The organism is Mucilaginibacter sp. OK268 (assembly GCF_900103125.1).
Classification (GTDB): domain Bacteria; phylum Bacteroidota; class Bacteroidia; order Sphingobacteriales; family Sphingobacteriaceae; genus Mucilaginibacter.
This window is the reverse complement of the sequence record NZ_FNJV01000002.1, coordinates 1,004,243-1,028,491: the sequence shown is the minus strand read 5'-3', so window position 1 is coordinate 1,028,491 and position 24,249 is coordinate 1,004,243. Positions and strand designations below refer to the sequence as shown.

Genomic DNA, 24,249 nt, shown 5'->3' with positions numbered 1-24,249 from the left:
GCTGATATTAATGGTATTACTTGATAAACTTGTAATTATAAATTATTATTACAGATTATATTGAAATACCACAAAAAATTGCTTTAATTTTGTTTTAAGTAAAATTATGAAATTTATTGGTTTTCTGTTCTTGTTTTGTTTCGGCATCGTGGGCGCGTTAAAAGCCCAGACAGATAAACCAGCACCCGTAACTTTAGGCAAAAATGATACCATCAAAACGGCTATGACCGATCTTGACGGAGAACTGGTGCCCTGGATAGTTACTCCCGAAGTGAAAATTGTTGATACACGTATATTTGCCAGTGAAGCCGATCGTGTGGCTTATAACCGGTTAAGGTATAATGTGTTCAAAGTATTGCCCTATGCACGTTTTGCGGGGCAGCGTTACCGCCAGTTGCAACGCGACCTGGCACTTACAGGCGATAAGCATAAACAGAAAGAGTTGGTAGCCGCCTGTGAAACCGAAATAAAAACATTGTTTAACAAGGAAATAAAAAATCTGACAATTAGTCAGGGTGAGGTATTGATCAAGCTGATTGACCGTGAAACCGGCACTACCAGCTATACGATGGTTAAAGAGCTTAAGGGTGGTTTTAAAGCCTTTATGTTTCAGTCAGTGGCCAGCATATTTGGCCACAACCTAAAGGAAACTTACGACCCTGAGGAGCAGAAAGATATCGAGGCCATATTGAAACAGGCCGGATATAATTCCACTAACAATTAATAATGGATAACAATAGTATCTACAAGTTTAATGTGCAGACATTAAACGGTGAAGAGATTAGCCTGTCGGCCTATAAAAATAAAGTTCTTTTAGTAGTTAATACCGCCTCTCAATGTGGTTTTACCCCGCAACTTAAAGACCTGGCTAACCTTAAGGATCAGTTTAAGAACACCGATTTTGAAGTGCTGGCCTTCCCCTCAAATGATTTTGGCGGACAAGAGCCGTTAGAAGGAGAGGCTATAGCCACTTTTTGCGAAAATTCGGGAGCCAATTATCCTGTATTTGACAAGATAAGAGTACGTGGTCCCTATGCGCACCCCCTATACCAGTTTTTTGCTAATAAAAAAGATAACGGTAACCTGAAATCTGTTCCGCGGTGGAACTTTCATAAATTTTTGGTGGATCGCAATGGTCATGTAACCGATTTTTATTATCCTTTTACCAAGCCTACATCTTCAAAGATCAGGAAAAAGATCGAACGCCTTTTACAGGCCGCTTTATAATTCAACACTTGTTTATGCTTAAATTAGATATATTAGTTTTATCGGTGCATCCTGATGATGCCGAACTTGGATGTTCCGGAACTATTTTAAAACACATTGCCCATGGCAAAAAGGTGGGTATGGTCGACCTTACCCGTGGCGAATTAGGTACCCGTGGTTCGGCTGAGATCCGTGACCAGGAAGCAGCAGCTTCGGCAAAAATATTAGGCTTAGCTGTACGGGAAAATCTGGGTTTGCCCGATGGGTTTTTTGAAAATACCAGGGAATACCAACTAAAGGTAATAGCTGCCATACGTAAATATCAGCCTTCCATTGTAATAACCAATGCTTACCACGACAGGCACCCCGATCATGGACGTGCCAATGAGCTGGTTGAAACATCGGCTTTTTTAGCAGGTTTACGAAAAATTGAAACATCGGTAGAGAGTGCTTTACAAGATGCCTGGAGACCAGACCTTGTTTTACATTTTATACAGGATAATTATATAAGGCCTGATATTTTGATTGACGTAACCGATTTTTGGGATAAAAAGATCGAGAGCATCCGTGCTTTCGGGTCGCAGTTCCATAACCCGGAATGGGAAGGCGAACCGCAAACTTATATCTCTTCTCCTGAGTTTATTAACGTTGTTGCAGCCCGCGCTATGGAATTTGGAAAAAGTATAGGAGTTAAGTATGCGGAAGGCTTTACCAGCAGAAAAATTTTAGGTGTGGATAATTTATTTTCGTTAAAATAATATCTTTATTAACCTATAATAAATAAGCCGCGGGTTATTTAACACCGCGGCTTATTAATAATATGTAAGTAGTTTAATATTAGGCTTTTATGTATTCGAAGCGATTATTCTCGACGCTTCTTTCTCTTCTCAGCTTGTTTTCGTTAGCTAGCTTTAATAAGATGCCCGAAAGTTCTGATGTTTTAAAATCAGAATCAAACTGTTCCTTACAATAGGTCGCGATAGCTGATATAGAACGCGAAATATCAAAGAAGTCGGTACTCAATAACTGATTGAGTATTTTAGTCGCTCCTGGCTTTTTACGGCCTGGAATACCAAAATTTTCATCATCTGACCGAATTCTGCGTCCTTTTTTAAGGAATAGTTCGGCCCCGTCCGTATCCACTCTGTCAGATTCAATCATTACATCTAATAACCGATCGATAATCCGAACCTGTACAGATTCTGATTGGAATGAATTAACAACTTCCGCTACTTCAACAAGTTGTTTTTTTAGTTTCTCTATGTGTTTGCTCATGACGTAAAAAGAATTGATCTGTACTCTTTTAATAGGGGGATATTACAAAAGTAACTCAAATAATAATTAAAAATATAGTGTATTTTGTCTAAAAAATAGTATATATTAATATATCACCTCTTTTCACCGTTTAAAAGTATCATTTCATCGTTTGAAACGCCCCGTTCACCACATATTAAATATAAAAAGACTTTATTGAATAGAATAACTAATTTGCCTGTAACGATATTATTGCATTATTATAAGGTACGCGATATTTTTTCGAGCATGTCCAATCCAAGGTCAATGTGCTCTTTTTCAATAATCAGCGCCGGTCTGAAACGTATGCTTTTTTCACCACATCCCAGGTACATGATATTATTTTGTAAGCCCTGTTGTATAAAAGTATCGCGCCTATTTTTATCCGGAAAATCAAAGGCGGTCAATAAACCTTTACCACGCACATTACTGATAATTGGATTACGGGAGGCGATATCAGCTAATTGATCCTGTAAATATTCGCCCATTTTAGCGGCATTGTCGCACAGGTTATCTTCTTCCATGATCTCCATGATCTTTGACGACCTTACCATATCAACCAGGCTGCCACCCCAGGTGGAGTTGATGCGGGATGATACCCTGAAAACATTATTCTCCACCTCGTCAACACGGTTGCTGGCCAGTATGCCGCATACCTGCATCTTTTTGCCAAAGGCTAAAATATCCGGACGAGCCTTTTCGCCAAAATGCTCGTGACACCAGAATTTGCCGGTAAGACCAACACCTGTTTGCACTTCGTCATATATCAACATGGCTTCGTATTCATCGGCCATTTCCCTTAGTTTTTCCAGGAATTCTTTGCGAACATGGTTATCACCACCTTCTGATTGTATCGGTTCAATAATAATGGCGCATATATCATCCTTATTCTCGGCAAAGGCTGTACGGATCTGCGAAATGGAGAATTGCTCTCTTTGCACCAGATCGTCATGATTGGCATCGCTGTATGGGAAGTTTATTTGTGGTACCGATACCCGTGGCCAGTCGAACTTGGCAAACCATTTTGTTTTGTTGGGCTGGGTATTGGTTAAACTTAAAGTATAACCCGAGCGACCGTGGAAGGCTTGCTCAAAATGTAATACTTTATGTCCTTTTTCCTTCGTGTAGCCCTTCGCAAAATTTTTCTGTACTTTCCAGTCCATAGCAACTTTAAGCGCGTTCTCGATGGCTAATGAGCCCCCTGCAATAAAAAATGCATGCGGGAGATAGTCAGGTATACCCACGCGCGAAAAAGTTTCAACAAACTGAGCGTATTGAGTGGTGTAGATATCGGAGTTTGATGGGTTGGTTAACGCGGCCAGCATCAGGTTTTTTTTAAACTCTTCGTCGTTTATCATTTTAGGATGGTTGTAGCCTAAAGGAACGGAAGCGAAGCAGGTGAAAAAATCAAGCAGTGTCCGGTTATATTTAGCATCGTAAATATAAACACCCTTACTTTTTTCCATATCAAACGTGAGATCAAAGCCATCGGCAAGCACATGCTTCTGTAGTGAAGCCTGTACATTTTCGGGAGAAACAAGTAGGTTGTACATATAAATTTGGTTTGTACAAATTTACTAAAATGTGCCTAAAAATAAAAATTAGGCGGTTTTTGAACCGATTAACGAAAAAGTAACTTTAAATTGTTTAAAGTTACTTTTTGTACCAAAGCCAAAAGTAGTATACCGGAATGACCGACAGATTTTATAATCAGGAGCTCCAAATAATTCCTAAAACCGGCATGTTTGCAGGAGCACAGGGCAAAATAATTAGTGATAAAATGAGCAATATCGGGGCGCTTACCTTCTTGATTTTATTCGTCAAAAACTTTTTAAACCTTAAATTTTAACACTTTTCGGCTCGAAAACGGGGTAAAAACACGTGAAAAACGCTTGAAAAACCTCATTTTAACACTTTTTAACAAATTTTAACACGGTTTTGAACAGTTTTGAAAACTTTAAAAAGTATTAATGTATTGATTGTCAAATAACTATATGTAAAATGGCCGGTTTTTAACCTGTATTTCTTTTTAACCAAACAGCCCGGATATCTCCTAAAAGATACCCGGGCTGCTTATGTTACAATATACGAAAATTTATCGGGATGATCAAATCCCTTCAACCGTATGGTTAATTGTTGTTCTTCCTGAGCTGGGAATCAAACTTCTTGAGTTTTGCAATTGATGATTTTAAAAGTTTAGTTGCATTAGCCAGTTCTGTTGAGGTCTTTGCTACATAAACTTCATTTTTTGTATCATGGGTATCAACGATATTATCTAAAAGTTGATTTTTTTGAATAAAATCATCATTTAAATTATCCCTTAATTCGGTTGTATTAAAGCCCTCAATATTCAAACCATCTAACAGGCTTTTATAGGGATCAATTGTTTTCTTTAAATTATTAACAGCAACTTGTAAACTATCAATTTGAACTTTTACATCAGCTCTCTTGATTACTTTATTGGGCTTCAACTTAGCAGCAAGAACTTGCTTTTGGCTTTTTAACGCGTTAAGCTTGTTGATCATTTCGGTATCAAAAGCATAAAATTTCTCTTTGTTTTGACTCATGGCCAAACTGTTTACATTATCAATCAATTTTTGAAACAACTTGGGCATATTGGTTATGGCGCTCATAAACTTATCAAAACCTGTTGATGGCGGCGGCGTGGTTTGCGCTATTGCTGTATGGATACAAAATAGGAGGCAACATAATAAAGCTGTTTTTTTCATGGTCTGGTTTTGTTAGTGTATTTGTTATACAGGTACACTCCCGCGAAAAAAAGGATCATGTATACTAACATAATAGGTATGGAGGTATCGGCTTTGAAAATGGATTGTTCTTTTTGATGGACCTTATCATAGTACAACAGTGCACCGTAAATCAATAAAAGTCCGAATGAAAACCAGCCGATTGTGCCGAAGATCTTTCCCATTGGTATGAATTTGATAAGGTTTATTATTGAGTCTAATCTATTCATTTAAATGTACTTATGCAAATAAATGTTTGATTTGAATAACATGACAAAGGAACTCATGCTGATTTTTTTAGCACCCCACGAGCAAGGTACCGGTTGCATGGTGGATAAATGTATTGTGGAATACCGAAACAAGTTCGGTATAACCTATTGCCAGGGATGAAGGATAGGGTTAGATAGCGTGCCTTTACTATAATATATAGTAAATTCGGGTAACCCGATAGTTATACTAACTGCTATTAAAGAATACGCTATGCTGCAAAACCGTGTCGACCCGAAAGGAAACATCATCAAAACGAGCGCCCGAGGTGCCTGGCTGGGTAACCGCGGACAGCTGCATGGTGATACCAAAACCATATTGCGCCCCTTTAAATTGAAAGCCTGGCTCATTTGTGTGCTGGAATTTAAAGACAGGCACCGGCAGGTAATGGCGCCTAATTTGTATACCGAATTGTTCTTTTTTGATGAAGCCACGGCATGTTCAGCGGGCCACCGGCCATGTTTTGAATGTCGCCGGGAGGACGCCAACCGCTTTAAAGCTGCCTGGCTCAAGGGTAATCCCGAGTATGGTTTTGATCACAAAGTACTTATCGGAAAAATAGACGAGATCATACACCAGGAAAGGATCGATAAAAATGGCCGTAAAATAATGTTTGAAGCAGCTGTTGAGGATCTGCCGGATGGCGTATTTATACAGATGGATGGTGAGCCTTATCTTTTGGTTAACAGAATGATCCGGCACTGGACTCCTTTTGGTTATGAGCAGGGAACTCTGATGCCGGCATCTGCAAAAGTTACAGTGCTGACACCCAGGTCGGTTGTTAACGCGTTTCGTTCGGGTTACCGGCCGCAGATGGGGATGGCTTAAAGGTGATTGGTTTTTAAGAAATGAGTACTTATTGAAATAATTATAGCCAAACCTTTGGTTTGTAATTATAAAATACTTACATTCAGTAACTTAATACCTTATCATGAATGGCTTATCAGTAAAAGCCGGCTTTGCAAGCTGGCTGATTATTTTGTGCGTGAATATTAATTCAGAAGCGCAAGTAAAGTATACTACATCAGACAGTCAGGCACCTTTTCAGTATGGAATTTCGGGTAAATTAACGGTTGGCTTTGAATTTAAAGAACGCCGCTGGGCACCACCTGTTTACCGGCTTTGCCTTGATGCGGGCGCCGCTTATGCTATAGCCCGGATTATTTCACCCTCTTATAACCTGGAGGTTCAGTTATACAATGGCGGATTGGCATCGCCTGCCTATGGTAAACTCCGGCACAGAACCACTATTGACCTGATTAATGCTTTTACCCTCACGGGAGGTACCGATTACCGCTTAACCCAAGGCCGTGCCGGGACCTTACCGGACAGCCGCATCCCACTTTATTATTTTGCCGATTTTGTTTATCCAGCCTTAGTTAACCCCTATCATTTCTCGGTTTCATTAGGAACCAATTTTGTGATATCTAATGATTCGGGTAAGACAAGTCAGCGGGTAGGCTTTGTTAACCTACACCAGGGGCGGTTTCAGTTCAGCTATTATAATGACGGGGGCTACGGGATCAAAAACATAGGTTTAGGCGATCGTTACGACAGGTATTATACGGGTGGCGGTTTATTGAGCTATCATTTAGATCCGCAAAAAGCCAGTATTAACCTGATTGAACTGGGCTTTCACAAATTCTCGGGCTTTACAGAAAATGCCTTTAATCTATCCAATTTAATAGGGACTTCTTTTGTTAGTTATAGTAAGGATACACAGCAATATTATAACAAAGGCTGTTATAGTTTGCATTTAGCCAATACCAACACCGGCTTTGGGGTTACGATAAAACGGGAAAATGATTATGCCCTGGATTTTCAGAGCCTGATCCATTATGTTATTTACAATTCCTATCATCATATCCCATACCCTGCCACTTATTCAATCGCTGTTGATTATAGCAATTCACATGACCATTTAAACATAAAATGAAAAAGATAAATTTCTTGCTCATAGCTTCTCTGTTGATGTTAAGCATGGGATGCCGCTATTACACATATACCAATTGGGATAGTGATGTTAAATATTATAACCCTGTAAGGATCGACTTAGATTCGGGTTATGAATTATATACCCGGCAGATCGGAAAACCAAAAAGCGAATATAGCCTTATCAGAAAAAACTATGAAGAACTAGCTCATACTGATAGGGAGCGTATCGAAATACAATACTTGTTATTTTCAAAAAAAAGCGGTCGTGTGTTATACTTAACAACCATCCCCCCATTTTATACTCATGACAAATTATATAGATGGATATATGATGAGCCGGTATTTGATAAAACTAATTTTGTAAATCTGTGGTATTTGAACCTTTTTTACATCGGGCAGTATGACCCGCAACTTAATGCCTTTCATTTTACCCGTAAAGATAAACCAGCTATTATCGATACCTGGACTTACAGTCTGAACGGGGATAAAAGTGTGCTGACGCTTGACCAGGTTACAGATAATTTGCCGCAGGAGCTACAACATGTTAAATCTGTCAATCCCAGTAAAGTGTTTGCCTTACCCATGAAATTTTATCGGCAGGATAATTTTCAGATTGGCATCAGTGGTTTCTGGGATGATAATAAATTTACCAAAGGGGTTACACTTCATGGTTCATACAGGGCCATTTATTATGCAAACAACAAAGGTAAAACGGACATATTTTTTAATATCGGAAAAGACCCAGACATTACAAATGTTCCCCCCGATTCATTACCCGATGACTGGATGCATTTTAAGGATATCAGGGTGAGGTACAAACCCTGATATTCTACTAAAACAGAATATTAAGTTATATACAGGTTTCAGGCAACCTCAGGGTCCCTTTCAGAAGACCCTGAGGGGACGAAAGAGTTGAGGGCAAGGCGGCATTTTTATTTGTGATGGTTTTGTAACTTCGCCTAAACCTCATTATTCAAATGAAATTAAAGTTTAAAATTTCACAAACAACTAATCTTGCCCCAGAAATTATAATTGACAGGATAAAAGGAGAGTTAGACCAAAAAAAATACAGGGTTCTTACCATGACTAATAGCAGTGTGAAATTTGATGAAAGCCCCTGGAAGCTCATGTGGAATTTTCAAGCTGTAAGACGATTGGACGGGGGAGAATTTGAAGTTAGTTTACAAGATAATTTAACATCAGTAACCTTTAGTTATTATCTAAGTTTAATAGCACCCATCATTATACTAATTGCTATTTCGATTGGTTTAATAAAGGATGGTGAATACTATGCGCCTTTGTTTTTCCTTTTATTTTACGTGGTTGCTGTCACTTTCCAAGTAATTACATTAAAAGATGTTGCGAATGAAATGTTAAGCGAGATAATTAAATGATCCCGCACTTGCTTGGAAGAATCAGTTTTTTGTCCGCTCAGGGTCTCTTGCAGAGCGGGCAACCTCAGAATCCCTTTCAGGTTTAGGTTAACCCACAAAATTCACTAACCTAAAATTTCAACAGGAGGCACCTACGGAGCCAAAGAACGGACTCTTTTAGGACTATAAACACGTGGCCCCGCCGGGGCCTGCATTGTTTTATATTATAATCAGTATACATGGACCGCCATTCGGCCTCAGAGAGGCCTCCTGTTTATAGATAAAATTTAAAGAAATTTGGACTCCAGCGGAGTCTCCTATTCGTGAACTTGTTTTCCGGGTGCTGTTTAATTTAGATTTTGTGGGTTAACTTAAACTTTCAGGAGACCCTGAGTGGACGAAAGGGATTGTCATTTCGATAGAGCATGGCTGGGCATAAGTAGAGCGCGAAAGAGAAATCTTCTGCTGTGTACCAAGCCCCAATCGCATGTCGTAAAAGATTTTTCGCTATCGCTCAAGAGATAGTTTCTCCTCGTACCTCGTTCGAAATGACATCTTTCTTTTTTAGGATATAGTCTTTAGAATTTAGGATTTAGTTTTTAGAGTTTTTAAACAATCTACTGCGCTTTACGCGTTGCCTGTTCAATGCTATCCCACATTTGGTCGGGCACCATTTCCAGACCGCTGAACTGGCCCGCACCTTGCAGCCATTCGCCGCCATCTATGGTGATCACTTCGCCATTGATATAGCCCGAAAAATCGGATACCAGGAATGCGGCCAGGTTGGCCAGTTCCTGGTGCTCGCCTACCCGTTTCAGGGGTACGCGGTTCTTAAAATCAAATTTTTGTGCCATATCGCCGGGCAGTAAACGTTCCCATGCGCCTTTGGTAGGGAAGGGCCCCGGGGCTATGGCATTGGTACGGATACCATGACGCCCCCATTCAACCGCCAATGAGCGGGTCATGGCCAGTACGCCGCCTTTGGCACAAGCCGATGGTACTACATAGGCCGAGCCGGTAAAGGCATAAGTGGTAATAATATTGAGGATGCTGCCGGGCATTTTTTCGGCTATCCAGTATTTGCCCAGGGCGAGCGAACAGTTGACCGAACCTTTTAAGACAATATCAATTACCGCCGAAAACGCATTGGCAGAAAGCCGTTCTGTAGGCGAAATGAAATTACCCGCCGCGTTGTTCAGCAAGGCATCAACCCGGCCGAAAGTGGCAATAGATTGCTCCAGCATCTTTTGCACATCATCATAATTGCGTACATCGCAGGTAATGGCTAAAACTTTGCCGCCGGTTTCGGTTTCCATTTCGGCGGCGGTTTTTTGCAGCACATCCAACTTACGACTGGTGATCACCAAATTGGCGCCCAGTTTTAAAAAGTAGGTACCCATGGCTTTACCCAAACCTGTGCCGCCACCGGTTACAATAATGGTTTTTCCTTTCAGGGCATCATCCCTTAACATACCTGTGGTTACTGCTGTGCTATTGCTCATATTTGTTTTTTAGAGCCAAGAATTAAGAGTCAAGAATCAAGACAAAAGCGTCTTTCTGCTTGATATATGACCCATGTTTCTTGATTTAATTAGAAACTTACGAAATTTTTAAAACTTCATAAGTTTGATTGTTATGTAAGTATTCTCTTGATTCTTGACTCTTATCTCTTGATTCTTTTTAAGCGGTTGTTGTTTTTGATTTTAAATTCTGGATAAGCATTTGCAGCCCTTTGCGTACTTCGGGGGCCCACCATTGTGCCAGCATGTGGTTTAAGGCCGTGCTTTGGTCGGCGCTGAGCTTGGTTATGAGTTCATGGCGCAGGTTTAGCTTGCTCTGGCTCCAGGTAACCTGGTTAAGCTGCATATAGGTCCTGATCTTTCTTTCGGCAGTAGTGAGCAGGCTTTCAGGCGCGCTGATCTCATCTATCAGGCCAACTTCCAGCGCCTCATTAACTTTCAGGAGCTTGCCTTCCATGAGGTATTGATAAGCCCTGCGTTGCCCCAGCCAAAAGGAGTAAAGAGTAGCCACGCTATCGGGCACAATGATACCCACAGGGATCTCATTTAAGCCGATAATAAAGGAACCTTCGGCCATTACACGATAATCGCAGCAGATGGCTAATACACATCCCCCTGCCGGACTATGCCCGCTTATCGCCGCTACCATGGGTTTCTTAAAAGCCACCAATGATCGTTGCAGCGACAGGAAATCGGTCCACAAACCACGACTTTGTTCCTCGTTATATTCGTAAGCCTCAATCAGGTCGATGCCTGATGAAAAGAAGCCCGGTTTGCCGGTAATGATGAGTCCGCCAACGCTGGTATCATTTTCCAGCGTTTGTATGGCGGTGATCAGCTCTTTAACCATCTGGTGGTTAATAGCGTTTGACCGGCCACGGTCGAGCGTTAAAATAGCCAGGCCGTTGTTTATGGTTAATTGGAATGTTGTCATGCTGTAATAGTTGTTGAGGGAGTCAAGAATCGAGAGTCAAGAATCAAGACAAAACACTTTGCCTGTTCAATATTTCTTAACGTAACTTTTTTCCTGACTCTTGGTTCTTGACTCTTGATTCTTTTTCCCTAATGTACCAGCGAAGGGTTTTCATGTTCCTCGCCGGAGTAGATCTTATCAATTTCGGTTTTATATTTCTCGGTGATCACTTTGCGTTTCATTTTGCCGGTAGGGGTAAGCTCGCCGCTGTCTATCGACCATTCTTCGGGTAGCAAAGTGAGTTTTTTTATCTGCTCTACGTGGTTAAATTCGGGGTTGAAGCCCTCAATGATTGATTGGTAAAGTTCAACAACCCGGGGATCCCTGATGAGTTCCTGGTGGGTTGTAAAAGGGATATCATTTTTTTCGCACCATGGTTTTAAATTGGTGTATGAAGGCACAATGAGTGCGGCCGTAAATTTCCTTTCGGCACCAACAACCATCATTTGCTCAATAAAATGATTCTCTTTCATCTTATTTTCAATAGGCATCGGGGCCACGTATTTACCGCCCGATGTTTTAAAGATCTCCTTTTTACGGTCGGTTATTTTCAGGAAGCCATCCTTGTCCAGTTCGCCGATATCGCCGGTACTGAACCAACCATCTTTGATCACTTCGGCTGTCATTTCAGGGTTTTTATAATAGCCCACGGTAATGTTTGGTCCTTTGCAAAGGATCTCGCCATCTTCGGCAATTTTAACCTGCACGCCGCTGATCAGCTTGCCTACGGTGCCGAATTTCCGGCCACCGGTAATGTAGCAGTTAACCGCGATCACGGGCGATGTTTCTGTGAGGCCGTAACCTTCCATCACCGTCATGCCGGCAGCGGTAAATATTTTTTCGAGCTTGATGGGACAGGCAGAGCTGCCAATAACAATGGCTTTTACATTACCGCCTACCGCTTCGCGCCATTTGCTGTAAACCAGCTTATCGGCAATGGCCAATTTAATTTTATACCAAGCACTTTGATTTTCGATCTCGAACTCCTCGGCCACTTTTATCGACCATAAAAAGATCTTCTTTTTAATGCCGGTGAGTTGCTGCCCGGCGGCCATGATCTTCTCGAATACTTTTTCCAGCAGACGTGGTACGGCAGTAAAAATGTAAGGTTTGGCCTCTTTCATGTTGGCGCCAATGGTATCCATGCTTTCGGCATAGGAAATGGAGAAACCATAAAAGAGATAGATGTAAGTACACATTTTTTCGAAAATGTGGTTGAGCGGTAAAAAGCTCAACGCCCGTTTATGTTCAATGGGGATCTGGTTAAGTACCTCGCCAGATGAAACTACGTTACTCACAATGTTCTTATGCGTAAGCATCACGCCTTTTGGCCGGCCTGTAGTGCCCGATGTGTAAATAATGGTGGTTACATCGTCCTCGCTAATGGTTTTGCTGATGGCTGATAATCTGTCGCGATAACCCTCGGGTAGAGGTTTTAGCAATACCGTCCAGTTAGGGCAATTGTCCAGCTGGTCAAAAGTGTAAATAGCTTTTAACGTTGGTATATTGGCGCATACGGCATTTACTTTATCGTACAGATCCCTACTGCTTACAAACAAGTATTTTACCTCAGCTTCGTTCAGGATCTGCTCCAGCTCTTTCGGGTTGCTGTTAGGGTACAGGGGTACCAGGATAGCGCCGGTTTGTTGTACAGCCAGATCGGTCACGATCCATTCGGGCCGCCCGTTGCTGATGAGCCCTATTTTATCGCGGCCCTCGGTAGTGCCATCGCCATCAGAAACGCCGAGGTCTAACAAGGCCATGGCTAACTGGTAGATCATGTTGTGGGTTTCCCGCGTGCTATATGCCCGCCATACGCCATTCTCCTTGGCATTTAACAGATCTGGCCGGGGTTCCCGGGCCTGAGCTTCCATGCAATCAAACAATCTTGCCACTTTTTCCATCTTTTTAGTATCAAGTAGTTAGTATCAAGTATCAAGACACTCGTTTTATATAATGAGTGTTGTTTAGTATCCAAGCGCTTGTTTATGTATCAAGTATTCAAAGTCGTGATACTTGATACTAGCTACTTGATACCCAAATTATAATAATTCAAAAATGCCCGCGGCACCTTGTCCGGTACCTACGCACATGGTAACCATACCGTATTTTTTATCCCTGCGTTTTAATTCGTTAAAAAGCTGTACAGATAGCTTAGCACCGGTACAACCCAGCGGGTGACCCAATGCTATGGCGCCGCCATTAACATTGATGCGATCAATATCCAGATCCAAACCTTTGATAACCGCCAGTGACTGCGATGCAAAGGCTTCGTTCAGTTCGATCAGATCAATATCCTGTTGTTTCATACCGGCCTGTTTCAATGCTTTGGGTATAGCTACCAGCGGACCGATACCCATAATTCGCGGAGGCACACCGGCAACGGCATAATTTACCAGCCGGGCAATAGGTTTCAGGTTATTGGCTTTTAAAAAGCGTTCGCTTACTACCATTACAAAGGCTGCCCCATCGCTTGTTTGAGATGAGTTACCGGCAGTTACTACACCCCTGGCATCAAATACGGGCTTTAGCTTGGCCAATGCTTCCAATGAAGTATCGGCACGAGGGCCTTCGTCGGTATCTATCTTGAAATCCCGGTTTTTCTTTTTGCCGGTTTCATCCACGTAGGTTTCAGTAACATTTACGGCTACTATCTCGTCTTTAAACTTGCCTTCTTTAATAGCGTTGATTGCTTTCTGGTGGGAGTTATAGGCAAACTGGTCCTGCTCTTCGCGGCCAACCTTGTACTCTTTGGCTACGGCTTCGGCAGTTAAACCCATGCCCCAATAATAATCGGGATGGGCCAGGGCTATATCAGCATTCGGTACCACGCGCCAGCCACCCATAGGAAGCAGACTCATGCTTTCTACACCGCCGGCGATGATGCAATCGGCAATGCCACTGTGTACTTTTGCCGATGCTATGGCAATAGTTTCCAGTCCCGATGCGCAATAACGATTCACGGTCATGCCGGGTACTTTATCGGTATCCAGGGCCATGAGCGATATCAGCCGGCCCACGTTTAAGCCTTGCTCGGCTTCGGGGGTAGCATTGCCTACGATCACGTCTTCTATCTGATCCTTATCCACATTGGGTACCGATGCCATGAGATGTTTGATCACATCTGCCGCCAGTGTATCCGGCCGGGTAAACCTGAAGCCTCCCCGGGTTGCTTTTCCAACTGCGCTGCGGCTTGCAGCCACTATGTATGCGTCCATATTCTTTTCTGTTTAGTTATTAGAATCAAGAACCGAGAGTCAAGAATCAGGAAGGAATAGTGTTTCTGTCTTGATTCCTGGCTCTTATTTCTTGTCTCTCTTTTTAGTTCCTTAACACTTTACCACCTGTTATGATCGACTGGATACGCTCCAGTGTTTTGCGCTCGGTGCAGAGGGAAACAAAAGCTTCCCGTTCCAGGCCTAGCAAATATTCTTCACTTACCAGCGAGGGCTGCGACAGATCGCCGCCGGCCAATACGTAGGCCAGTTTTTGCGAAATTTTTACGTCGTGCTCGCTGATGTAATTACCGCTGTACATGGTATTGGCGCCTACATACCCCAGACCCAAAGCCTGTTTGCCCAGCACCCGGATGTCGGTACGCTGCACAGGTTGTACATAGCCTTCGTTAGCCAGTTGAAGGCAATGTTGTTTGGCTTCGGCCAGCAGTCGGTTTTGTGATACTACCACCACATCGCGACCTTTTTTCAGGTAACCATGTTCAAAAGCCTCATATGCCGAAGTGGATACTTTAGCCTGCCCGATGGTCAGGAACCTGTCGCGGAAGTTGTTGAGTTCGATATCGCCGTCCTGTAGCTCGTCCGACAGGCGGAGGGCAAATTCTTTAGTACCGCCACCTCCGGGGATAAGGCCAACGCCAAATTCCACCAGGCCCATATACAGTTCGGCATGAGCAACTACTTTATCGGCATGCAGGCAAAGCTCACAGCCGCCGCCCAAGGCCATCTGGTGCGGCGCTGCTACTACCGGGATGGATGAATAGCGGATACGCATCATAGTGGTTTGGAAGGCTTTGATCACCATATTCAGTTCGTCAAATTCCTGCTCAACGGCCATCATAAATATCATACCCACATTGGCGCCTGCGCTGAAATTGGCGCCTTCGTTGGAGATCACCAGACCCTTATAGCTTTTTTCGGCCAGGGTGATGGCTTTGTTGATACCTTCTATCACATCACCGCCAATGGTGTTCATTTTGGTATGGAACTCCAGGTTGATGATGCCATCGCCGATATCGGTAATGGTAGTACCGGTGTTTTTCCAGATAGTATTAGCTTCGCGGATATTGCTCAGCAGTATAAAATTCTCGGTGCCCGGAATTACCTTATAAGTTTTGGAGGCGATATCATAATACTGGCGGGTACCATCCGCTATTTTGTAAAAGCTATTGGCACCTGAAGCCAGCATGTCATATACCCATTGGGCCGGTTTGCTGCCCGCTGCTTCCATCGCTTTCACGGTATCGGCCACGCCAAGGGCATCCCATTTTTCAAAGGGGCCTATTTCCCAGCCGAAGCCGGCAGTAACGGCGGCATCTATCTTGTAGAACTCATCGGCAATTTCGGGAATGCGGTTGCTGGCGTAGGCAAAAAGCTGGTAAAAAGTGGAGCGGTAAAAATCGCCGGCTTTATCTTTTGCTGCCAGCAGAATTTTTAGCCGTTCCTTTAAGCTATCTACCGTTTTGGTGATATCTAAGACGGGAAATTTTACTTTTTGCGATGGTTTATATTCCAGCGTTTTCAGATCAAGCGCGAAGAATTGATTGGCGCCATCCACCTTTTCTTTTTTATAAAATCCTTGTCCGGTTTTGCTGCCCAGCCAGTTGTTTTTCAACATGCCGTTTACAAACTCGGGAATGGCGAATAGTTCTTTCGCTTCATCATCGGGCGCGTTTTTGCTGAGGCCATTGGCCACATGCACCATAGTATCCAAACCCACCACATCATTGGTTCGGAAGGTAGCTGATTTCGGGTGACCGATTACCGGGCCCGTCAGCTTGTCGATCTCTTCCACCGTCATGCCGGTTTTTTCTACATAATGTAGTATGCTCATGATGGCGAACACACCGATACGGTTGCCAATAAAAGCAGGGGTATCTTTAGCCAGCACGGTTGTTTTACCTAAAAATTGCTCACCGTACTCCATCAGAAAGTTGACCACTTCAGGTAAGGTATCTTTTGTCGGGATGATCTCTAAAAGTTTCAGGTATCGCGGAGGGTTAAAAAAGTGAGTACCGCAGAAATGTTTCTTGAAATCATCGCTTCGGCCTTCGGTCATTAAATGGATCGGGATACCGGAGGTATTGGAGGTAATAAGTGTACCTGGCTTGCGGTATTTTTCGACAGTTTCAAATACCTGTTGTTTGATATCCAAACGTTCTACTACCACTTCGATCACCCAATCGTAATCGGCGATCTTCGCCATATCATCCTCAAAATTACCGGTGCTGATGCGCCGGGCAAATGATTTGAGATAGATGGGAGATGGGTTTGACTTTAAAGCGAAATCAAGCGCGTCGTTAACAATTTTATTGCGGGCTTTTTTGTCGCCTGTGGGGGCATCTTTTGGTACAATATCCAATAGCAGCACCTGTACCCCGATGTTGGCGAAATGGCAAGCAATACGGCTGCCCATTACACCCGAGCCCAGAACGGCTACTTTTTTTATAGTTCGTTTAGCATTCATAGATTGTGTTTTATTAGAATCAAGAACCGAGAGTCAAGAATCAGGAGAAGAAAAACAATTACAGGTGGCTTTTATCTTAATTCTTGACTCTTATCTCTTTTTCGTTATTTATTCCGCCCGTTCCCAGACTGTTGTGCGGCCAAACAGCGATACGCCGATGTAGCCGCGGATTGATAATGTTTTGCCTTTGTAAGTGATATTGCAGGAATAGGTTTTTCCGTTTTTAGGATCGTAGATCTTGCCATCGGTATATTTGTTGTCACCATCGGGTACAAAGCCTTCCAGGATGTGTAAACCTATGATGGGCCTGGTACGCAGTTTTTCGTCCTTGTTTTCGTCATCTACTTTAGGTTTGCCGTTTTTGAGCGGTTCCTTAAGCCATATTATTTTACCGTTAAACTTACCGTCGCTGCCTTTGCTGATCTGTATTTTGGCGCTTTTGATATCGTTGTACCACAGTCCCTCAATTTTATCGGTCTGGGCTTTGGCAGCAATATTCACGGATACTACAGTAAGCAGGATTAATACGAAACGGGCGAAATGCTTTTTAGGTGATGACATGGTTTTTTTTGATGCTATTGTCGAATAATCAAATATGTCTTTCAAAGCTGCCAAATCACGATGTATACAACGGCGAATCAGCATCTCTTTTGCAGGAGACAAACAGAATTAAGCGACAGGGTTAAAAAAATAATTTAGTATTGGTTTATTTAAAGAATCAAGATATTAGAATCAAGAATTAAGACAAACAGTAATTTGCTGATTATGTCCTTCTCTTGATTCTTGGTTCTTAATTCCTGACTCTCATTTACAGTAAACAAATATCCTTTTTAGCGAAGCTTAACAAAGGGCCAAATGGCGGAAACATTTGTCAAAATTTCGGAAATTTCTATTTGTGTTGCTATAAATTGGTTTATTTAAAGATAGGTGTTTTTCGTGATTTTTTTACGCCACTTTACTTTCCTGACAATTCCTTTACCAGATCAATATATTGCTGACTGGCAACATCGGCCGTAACCCCTTTTAAATTTAACCAGGCATCATATTTAGCCTTGGCCACAAAGTCGAACATGCCCGGTGGGTTATCAGTGTTGATATCGCCTTCGGTGGCTTGTTTGTATAAACTATATAAGCGCAGCAACGTTTCATTATCGGGTTTGACGGGCAAAGTTTTACTATCAGCTACTGCTTTTTCAAAAATCTCTTTTTGATCCATATCTATTTGTTTTGATTTTGCGATTTCGGGAGTTCTTCCACATAATCGTCGCTTTTGGGTGCTTTGATAAATAGCTCGCCTAGTTCGGCAGGCAATGGGGTCAGTTTGCGTTTTACGGTATCAATCCAGGCGCCCTGCACCATGATCACAGCAGCTTTAATACCATCGCCGCGGTATACTTCCTGCCGGAACGCCCAACGCGAGCCATCGGCCCGGGAGCTGATCACTTCGCAGGTTACTTTGATGTTATCATTAATGGTTATTTCGCGCAGATAGTTAAGCTCTTCCTTAAACAGTACCGGGCCTATTTTAAGTTCAAAAAGCTTGTTGGGCATCGAGCCCAGACTTTCGAGCATGTTTAACCTGGCTTGCGCTGCCACATCGGCATACGCCGAGTGTCGCATGTGCTGATTGGCGTCTAATTGCGCCCATATCACCTGACCTTCATAATAAACATTCATCTTTTTATTATTTAATGTGGATTAGCCTCACCTACATCCTCTCCAAAAAGTAATAACCCATGAAAAGACAGCTGTTTAAAAAGGGCTGTCATACTGAGCTCCGTCGAAGCATGGTGGGTAAGCCTCTGCGCTCTACCCTTCGACGGAGCTCAGGGTGACACCCCTTTATTTATTTTATTTGTTATGTCTTTTCCTTGGTTATTACTCTCCAAAAGGGACGAGGCTCTTACTTATGGTTTTGCTTAAAATTCTTCACCGCTTCGGTAAGACGTGGTAAAATTTCCATCGCGTCGCCCACTACACCGTAGTTGGCCGCTTTAAAAAATGGGGCTTCCGGATCTTTGTTGATCACTACGATAGTTTTTGAACCGTTAACTCCCGCCAAATGCTGAATAGCGCCCGAAATGCCTACGGCTATATACAGGTTGGGCCTTACCGTACCGCCGGTTTGGCCCACGTGCTCATGGTGCGGACGCCAGTGCGCGTCGGCTACGGGGCGCGAGCAGGCGGTGCCTGCGCCCAGTTCTTTAGCCAGGTTCTCGATCAGTCCCCAATTTTCGGGACCTTTCATACCACGACCACCGGATACTACCAGCTGTGCATCAGCCAGCGGGATCTCGCCTTTGATCAGGTTAACTTCCTTAACCTTTACCCCAAAATCTTTATCGCCAAAGCTTACATCCAGTTTTTCGATAGTGGCTTTACCCTCACCTTTATTTAATTGAAAAGTGTTGGGCATCAGGGTGATCACTTTTACATCGCTGGTGATATTCACAAAGGCAAAAGCTTTGCCCGAGAATACCGCCTTTTTGATCACAAATCCTTTATCCAGATCGGGATAGGAGAGCGCACCGGCTACCAAACCGGCCTTTAATTTGGCGGATAGGCGTGGGGCAACAGCGCGACCATTAATATCATGCAAAGCGATGATGATCTTGCTGCCTTCTTTTTGAGCGGCAGCCAGCAAAGCGCTGGTATACGCACGGGCGTGTAATTCATCCAGGCGGGCATCGGCCACGTGTAATACCTTTTGAGCGCCATACTGGCCCAGGCTTTCCATTTCAGTACCGGCAAGAGTGCCTAATACCACGGCGCTTACCGTTGTCCCCGTTTTTTGGGCGATGCCGGCAGCATACTGCACAGCTTCCAAACTCTTCTTTTTTATATTTCCTTCGGTATGTTCTACCAATACGATTACAGACATTTTTATAGGTTTTAGACCTCACCCTGCCCTCTCCAAAGGAGAGGGTTCTAAGAATTTTTTTTAATAATCCTCTCCTTTGGAGAGGATTATTACATGAAGACTTCGTCGTTTAGGTGAGGCGATTAATAATTAATTATATCACCTTGGCTTCGGCATGAAGCAGCTCCACCAGCTCATCCATATTATCCGGGCTAACCATTCTGATACCGGCTTTCGCTGGTGGCAGTTCGTATGATAGAATTTCGGTTACTGAGCCAACAGCTGCCGGTGCAACCACTTTAAGCGGACGGGTACGGGCAGCCATAATACCCCGCATATTTGGGATACGGGCTTCGGCAACGCCTTTCTGACAGGCGATCACTACAGGCAAGCTACAGGTATCTGTTTCTTCGCCGCCTTCTATTTCGCGTTTTACGGTGGCTGTAGTGCCATCTATCTGGATATCGGTTGCAAAGCCGATGTAATCTGTATCCAGCAGTTCGGCCAGCATGACGCCTACGGCTCCGTTGTTATAATCTATAGATTCCTTGCCGCAGAGGATCAGGTCGTATCCCACGGTTTTGGCATATTCGGCTATGTAATTGGCGGTTTCGTAAGGGTCATGGCTGTCGGCATCTATCCGGATAGCTTCATCTCCACCCAATGCCAGCGCTTTGCGGATCACCGGCTCAGTATCTGCCTTGCCCACGGTTATCAGGTGTATATCGCTGGCAATTCCTGCTTCTTTCAGTTCAAGGGCACGCACCAGGGCATACCATTCGTCGTAAGGGTTTATTACATACGTAACACCCTGGTTATTGATAGCGGTATTATTATCTTTCAGTACAATTTTGGTGCTGGTATCCGGCACCTGGCTTATACACACTAATATCTTCATGTTTTTTTGTTAAGTTATGTGGATTTGGAATCAAGAGATAAGAGTCAAGAATCAGGAGTTAAGAGTCAAGAGATTAGATTCAAGAGTCAAGAAAAAAATCATAGCATATTTTACTGTGGTAGTCTTGATTCTTAAATCTTGGTTCTCATATCTTGACTCTTGTATCTCATTGCAAGCCCCTGCGAGCCTCCCCACCGGCCTGGTGGGGGAGACTCCTGAATCCTCTTGTCGGGAAGCGTCGAGTGCATAGCACTCCCTTTCCTCTGGAGAGGTCGGGGTTTTCGTTAATAGCAATATTTATTTTCTTCGATCAATTTGGCCGCGATGTTTCTGCGGGCCTGGGTAGTATTGATATCTTCGGTTTTGGTGAAGCGTTTAAGGCCCATCAGCATCATCCGGCGCTCATCGCCATCGGCAAATGAGTTAATAGCTTCGCGACCCGCTTTGGCTATGTTGAAGGCTGCATCATTGATGTAAACCCGCATAATATCCAACTGTTCTTTAACCGCGTCTTCGCCTTTCAGGTTGACCAGTTTTTCAACACGCAGCTGTAATGATTCGCTCACGTAAAGCTCAATCAGCATATCGGCCAGGTACATTAGTACTTCCTGTTCTTTACCCAATTGGGTCATCAGTTTTTGTACTGCCGCACCGGCAACCATTAAAATGGCTTTCTTGAAATTGGCAATATATTTTTTCTCATGAGTGAACAGTCCCTCATCATCAGATCCGCCAAAATCGGGTACGCTAACCAGTTCGCCGGCTACTTTCTGGGCGGGGCCCATCAGGTCGAGTTCACCCTTCATGGCGCGTTTCAACATCATATCCACGGTAAGCATCCGGTTAATTTCGTTGGTGCCTTCAAATATGCGGTTGATGCGCGAATCGCGGTACGCGCGGTCCATCGGCGCTTCGGCGCTGTAACCCATGCCGCCGTAGATCTGTACACCTTCGTCAACCACATAATCCAGTGTTTCGGAAGCATGTACTTTGATAATGGCCGCTTCAATAGCGAATTGCTCGGTACCTTTAAGTTTAGCCTGGATGGCATCCATGCCCGATGCTTCGTACATTTCGGTAGCCTCTTCCATATTCTGACTGGCACGATATATAGCCGATTCAGAAGCATAAGTACGGATAGCCTGCTGCGCCAGTTTATAGCGGATAGCGCCATATTTAGAGATAGGTCGGCCAAATTGCTCACGCTCATTGGCGTAGCGGATAGCCGATGTGATTACTTCTTTACTGGCGCCAACAGTGGCCCCGCCCAGTTTAATACGACCCAGGTTCAGGATGTTAACCGCAATCTTAAAGCCATTCTGTCTTTCGGATAACAGGTTTTCAACCGGTACTTTGCAGTCATTAAAAAATACCTGGCGGGTTGAGCTGCCCTTGATACCCATTTTGTGTTCTTCGGTGTTGAGGGATAAGCCTTCAAAGCCTTTCTCTACGATAAAAGCGCTGAGGTTCTCATCGTTATCAATCTTGGCGAACACGGTAAAAATATCGGCAAAGCCTGCGTTGGTAATCCACATTTTTTGACCGGTGAGCAGGTAATATTTACCATCGGCAGAAAGTTTTGCGCGTGCTTTACCCGAGTTGGCATCAGAGCCAGCTCCCGGTTCGGTAAGACAATAGGCGCCCTTCCACTCGCCGCTGGCCAGTTTGGGGATATATTTTTCTTTCTGCGCATCGGTGCCATAATATAAAATAGGCAAGGTACCGATACCCGTGTGGGCCGAAAAAGCTACGGAAAATGAATTGCCCGCACCCAGTTTTTCGGTAACCAGCATAGATGTTTTAAAATCTTTACCAAAGCCGCCGTATTCTTCAGGAATAGAAATGCTTAACAGACCAAGCGCACCGGCTTCTTCCATCAAATGGGGCATTAAACCTTCTTCCTGGTCGTCAATACGGGCTAAATTGGGTGCTACATTTTGAGCCAGAAAATTGGTGCAGGTTTCCGCGATCATCAATTGCTCTTCGTTCCATTCTTCCGGAATAAAAACACTATCAGCCTGTGTTTCCCTGATCAGGAACTCACCTCCTTTTAAGGCTTTTATTGATTCAGTCTCACTCATAGTTATGAAGTTTTTACAATTAATATCAAGTTTTAGTATCAAGTATCACGACTTTTAAAATGACCCTTAATATTTTTTACAAGTAAAGCAAAGTCTTGATACTAACTGCTTGATACTATAATTGTTGGTTTTATAATCAGGAGTAAAATTAGAAGCCTTACCCGCCGAAAAAAAGGGCAGCAATGCGGAGGTATTGGTCAAAAAGTCGGAAATGGAATGGATTGGCGAATGGTAAGTGACCCTAACAGGGCGTTAAAAGTGGGTTTACATGGTTTACATAATTCATGGTTAAAATTTATTATGTAATTGATAATCAATAAATTAAATAAATTTCATCGTCGTATTATGGGTTTACATGTAAACCATTCCAAGGGTTCTCTATAAGAGACCCTAAAGAGACGAAATTCTGCAAATTCTTAAATTTTGGAAATCCTGATTCAGACAATTCCTAATGCCCGGTGACCACCCTATAGTCAGACGGCGACATCCCGGTGTGCTTTTTAAAGTATTTGCCAAAGGACGATTGATCGGGGAAATGAATGTCTTCGGCTACGCGGGCAATGCTGATATCATGGTTGCGGAGCAATACTTTAGCTTCCAATACAACAGCATCGTCTATCCATTCACCTGCGGTGCGGCCGGTTACTTCTTTGATAGTTTCGGTAAGGTGTTTAGGCGATACATACAGCGAATCGGCATAATACTGTACGTTGCGGTGTTCTTTATAATGATGAAAAACCAGGTCCTGGAACAGTACATTTAGTTCCTGCTTGCGGGTTTGCTTGCCTTTGATCATCACATGCTGCTTTTCGTAAATAGATTCCACCTCGTACAGCATGGTAATTAACATGCTCCTGGATATCTCCATCCGGTAGGGATGAGTCTCGCGGGCCAGCTTTTGCTGCATCAACAGGTAAATATCCAGCAGCATTTTAGCGTCTTCATGATCGGGATAGATAACCGGGAGCGAGGCGCTTTTAAAATAACTGAAGGACTCCAGGAAATGGCTGCTCACATTGTTTTCGGTTAAAAAAGCTTTGGAGAAAACAATGAACCGGCATAAAAAATCATCACTGCTGTTATAGATCCTTAAAATATGAAAAGGGGTGGCCAGCAGCATGGCATCGGGTTTAGCTTCGTAAACCTGCAGGTTGGCTTCAACCAGGGCATGCCCACGGGTACAGATGCCTATAATGTAACCGTCGGAACGGTAAGGATATTCGCTTAAACTAAGTAACTGCTTTTCGTCGGCAATAAAAAATTCAGGGCTTACCAGTTTATCTGCGTAAAGGTCGGCAAATTTGGAAAGGCTAAGCTGAGCGATCTTCTTGCTCACATATCTGGCATTCTTATTCATGTACGGAAAGATATAATTTTATTGTCTAATAATTGA

At 43.3% G+C, this 24,249-nt stretch carries 23 protein-coding genes; 7 read left to right on the top strand and 16 right to left on the bottom strand.

Annotation, left to right across the window (positions count from 1 at the left end):
- Positions 1–106 precede the first annotated feature (106 nt).
- From BLR84_RS10010 to bshB1, 3 genes are read left to right on the top strand one after another with little or no spacing between them, the layout of a single operon-like run.
- On the top strand, positions 107–724 hold the full coding sequence (locus tag BLR84_RS10010; protein WP_090467390.1) for a DUF4294 domain-containing protein: 618 nt from the start codon (positions 107–109) through the stop codon (positions 722–724).
- A gap of 2 nt (positions 725–726) precedes the next feature.
- Complete coding sequence (locus BLR84_RS10005) at positions 727–1,227, top strand: glutathione peroxidase (protein WP_090467388.1); 501 nt, start codon at positions 727–729, stop codon at positions 1,225–1,227.
- A gap of 14 nt (positions 1,228–1,241) precedes the next feature.
- The gene (gene bshB1, locus BLR84_RS10000) at positions 1,242–1,964 is read left to right on the top strand and encodes a bacillithiol biosynthesis deacetylase BshB1 (protein WP_090467386.1); all 723 of its coding nucleotides are present in this window, start codon (positions 1,242–1,244) and stop codon (positions 1,962–1,964) included.
- Positions 1,965–2,043: 79 nt separating this feature from the next.
- Here the strand turns inward: bshB1 and BLR84_RS09995 are convergent, their stop codons facing one another.
- The 4 genes from BLR84_RS09995 to BLR84_RS09980 all read right to left on the bottom strand — a co-directional run bounded on the left by BLR84_RS09995 (position 2,044) and on the right by BLR84_RS09980 (position 5,431).
- A complete protein-coding gene (locus tag BLR84_RS09995) occupies positions 2,044–2,481 on the bottom strand; it encodes a hypothetical protein (RefSeq protein ID WP_090467385.1) in 438 nt (145 codons plus the stop codon).
- 239 nt (positions 2,482–2,720) lie between these two features.
- Complete coding sequence (lat, locus tag BLR84_RS09990) at positions 2,721–4,052, bottom strand: L-lysine 6-transaminase (protein ID WP_090467383.1); 1,332 nt, start codon at positions 4,050–4,052, stop codon at positions 2,721–2,723.
- Positions 4,053–4,628: 576 nt separating this feature from the next.
- Complete coding sequence (locus BLR84_RS09985; protein ID WP_143013879.1) at positions 4,629–5,228, bottom strand: cytochrome P450; 600 nt, start codon at positions 5,226–5,228, stop codon at positions 4,629–4,631.
- Complete coding sequence (locus BLR84_RS09980) at positions 5,225–5,431, bottom strand: hypothetical protein (protein ID WP_143013878.1); 207 nt, start codon at positions 5,429–5,431, stop codon at positions 5,225–5,227. Before BLR84_RS09980 ends, BLR84_RS09985 begins: the two co-directional genes overlap by 4 nt.
- 295 nt (positions 5,432–5,726) lie before the next feature.
- On the opposite strand from BLR84_RS09980, the gene BLR84_RS09975 reads away from it, so the two are divergent.
- The 4 genes from BLR84_RS09975 to BLR84_RS09960 all read left to right on the top strand — a co-directional run bounded on the left by BLR84_RS09975 (position 5,727) and on the right by BLR84_RS09960 (position 8,842).
- A complete protein-coding gene (locus BLR84_RS09975; RefSeq protein ID WP_090467378.1) occupies positions 5,727–6,341 on the top strand; it encodes a hypothetical protein in 615 nt (204 codons plus the stop codon).
- A gap of 103 nt (positions 6,342–6,444) precedes the next feature.
- Positions 6,445–7,449, top strand: coding sequence for a polymorphic toxin type 23 domain-containing protein (locus BLR84_RS09970; protein ID WP_090467376.1), 1,005 nt, complete (start codon positions 6,445–6,447; stop codon positions 7,447–7,449).
- The gene (locus tag BLR84_RS09965; protein ID WP_090467375.1) at positions 7,446–8,273 is read left to right on the top strand and encodes a hypothetical protein; all 828 of its coding nucleotides are present in this window, start codon (positions 7,446–7,448) and stop codon (positions 8,271–8,273) included. Before BLR84_RS09970 ends, BLR84_RS09965 begins: the two co-directional genes overlap by 4 nt.
- Positions 8,274–8,425: 152 nt before the next feature.
- Positions 8,426–8,842, top strand: coding sequence for a hypothetical protein (locus BLR84_RS09960; RefSeq protein WP_090467373.1), 417 nt, complete (start codon positions 8,426–8,428; stop codon positions 8,840–8,842).
- 596 nt (positions 8,843–9,438) lie between these two features.
- Here BLR84_RS09960 and BLR84_RS09955 read toward each other — a convergent pair.
- The 12 genes from BLR84_RS09955 to BLR84_RS09895 form a co-directional block, all read right to left on the bottom strand.
- The gene (locus BLR84_RS09955; protein WP_255366907.1) at positions 9,439–10,323 is read right to left on the bottom strand and encodes an SDR family oxidoreductase; all 885 of its coding nucleotides are present in this window, start codon (positions 10,321–10,323) and stop codon (positions 9,439–9,441) included.
- Between the two features lie 178 nt (positions 10,324–10,501).
- A complete protein-coding gene (locus BLR84_RS09950; protein ID WP_090467372.1) occupies positions 10,502–11,275 on the bottom strand; it encodes an enoyl-CoA hydratase/isomerase family protein in 774 nt (257 codons plus the stop codon).
- Positions 11,276–11,403: 128 nt separating this feature from the next.
- Positions 11,404–13,218 (bottom strand): AMP-dependent synthetase/ligase, encoded by a 1,815-nt coding sequence (locus BLR84_RS09945; RefSeq protein ID WP_090467370.1) that lies wholly within the window; start codon positions 13,216–13,218, stop codon positions 11,404–11,406.
- Between the two features lie 138 nt (positions 13,219–13,356).
- Positions 13,357–14,532: an acetyl-CoA C-acyltransferase gene (locus tag BLR84_RS09940; protein WP_090467368.1), complete on the bottom strand. Its 1,176-nt coding sequence runs from the start codon at positions 14,530–14,532 to the stop codon at positions 13,357–13,359.
- 103 nt (positions 14,533–14,635) lie between these two features.
- Positions 14,636–17,017, bottom strand: coding sequence for a 3-hydroxyacyl-CoA dehydrogenase/enoyl-CoA hydratase family protein (locus BLR84_RS09935; RefSeq protein ID WP_090467366.1), 2,382 nt, complete (start codon positions 17,015–17,017; stop codon positions 14,636–14,638).
- Between the two features lie 108 nt (positions 17,018–17,125).
- Positions 17,126–17,578 carry a DUF2147 domain-containing protein gene (locus BLR84_RS09930; protein ID WP_090467729.1) on the bottom strand — a complete coding sequence of 151 codons (453 nt, stop codon included), beginning with the start codon at positions 17,576–17,578 and terminating at the stop codon, positions 17,126–17,128.
- Positions 17,579–17,972: 394 nt separating this feature from the next.
- The gene (locus tag BLR84_RS09925) at positions 17,973–18,233 is read right to left on the bottom strand and encodes an acyl-CoA-binding protein (RefSeq protein ID WP_090467364.1); all 261 of its coding nucleotides are present in this window, start codon (positions 18,231–18,233) and stop codon (positions 17,973–17,975) included.
- Between the two features lie 2 nt (positions 18,234–18,235).
- Entirely contained in the window at positions 18,236–18,694 is a 459-nt protein-coding gene (locus BLR84_RS09920) for an acyl-CoA thioesterase (RefSeq protein ID WP_090467362.1), read from the bottom strand.
- 226 nt (positions 18,695–18,920) lie between these two features.
- Positions 18,921–19,898, bottom strand: coding sequence for an electron transfer flavoprotein subunit alpha/FixB family protein (locus BLR84_RS09915; protein ID WP_090467360.1), 978 nt, complete (start codon positions 19,896–19,898; stop codon positions 18,921–18,923).
- Positions 19,899–20,031: 133 nt separating this feature from the next.
- Positions 20,032–20,775, bottom strand: a complete 744-nt coding sequence (locus BLR84_RS09910) for an electron transfer flavoprotein subunit beta/FixA family protein (RefSeq protein ID WP_090467358.1) — start codon at positions 20,773–20,775, stop codon at positions 20,032–20,034.
- Between the two features lie 284 nt (positions 20,776–21,059).
- Complete coding sequence (locus BLR84_RS09900; RefSeq protein ID WP_090467354.1) at positions 21,060–22,856, bottom strand: acyl-CoA dehydrogenase family protein; 1,797 nt, start codon at positions 22,854–22,856, stop codon at positions 21,060–21,062.
- A gap of 448 nt (positions 22,857–23,304) precedes the next feature.
- Complete coding sequence (locus BLR84_RS09895; protein WP_090467352.1) at positions 23,305–24,213, bottom strand: helix-turn-helix domain-containing protein; 909 nt, start codon at positions 24,211–24,213, stop codon at positions 23,305–23,307.
- Between the last annotated feature and the right edge of the window lie 36 nt (positions 24,214–24,249).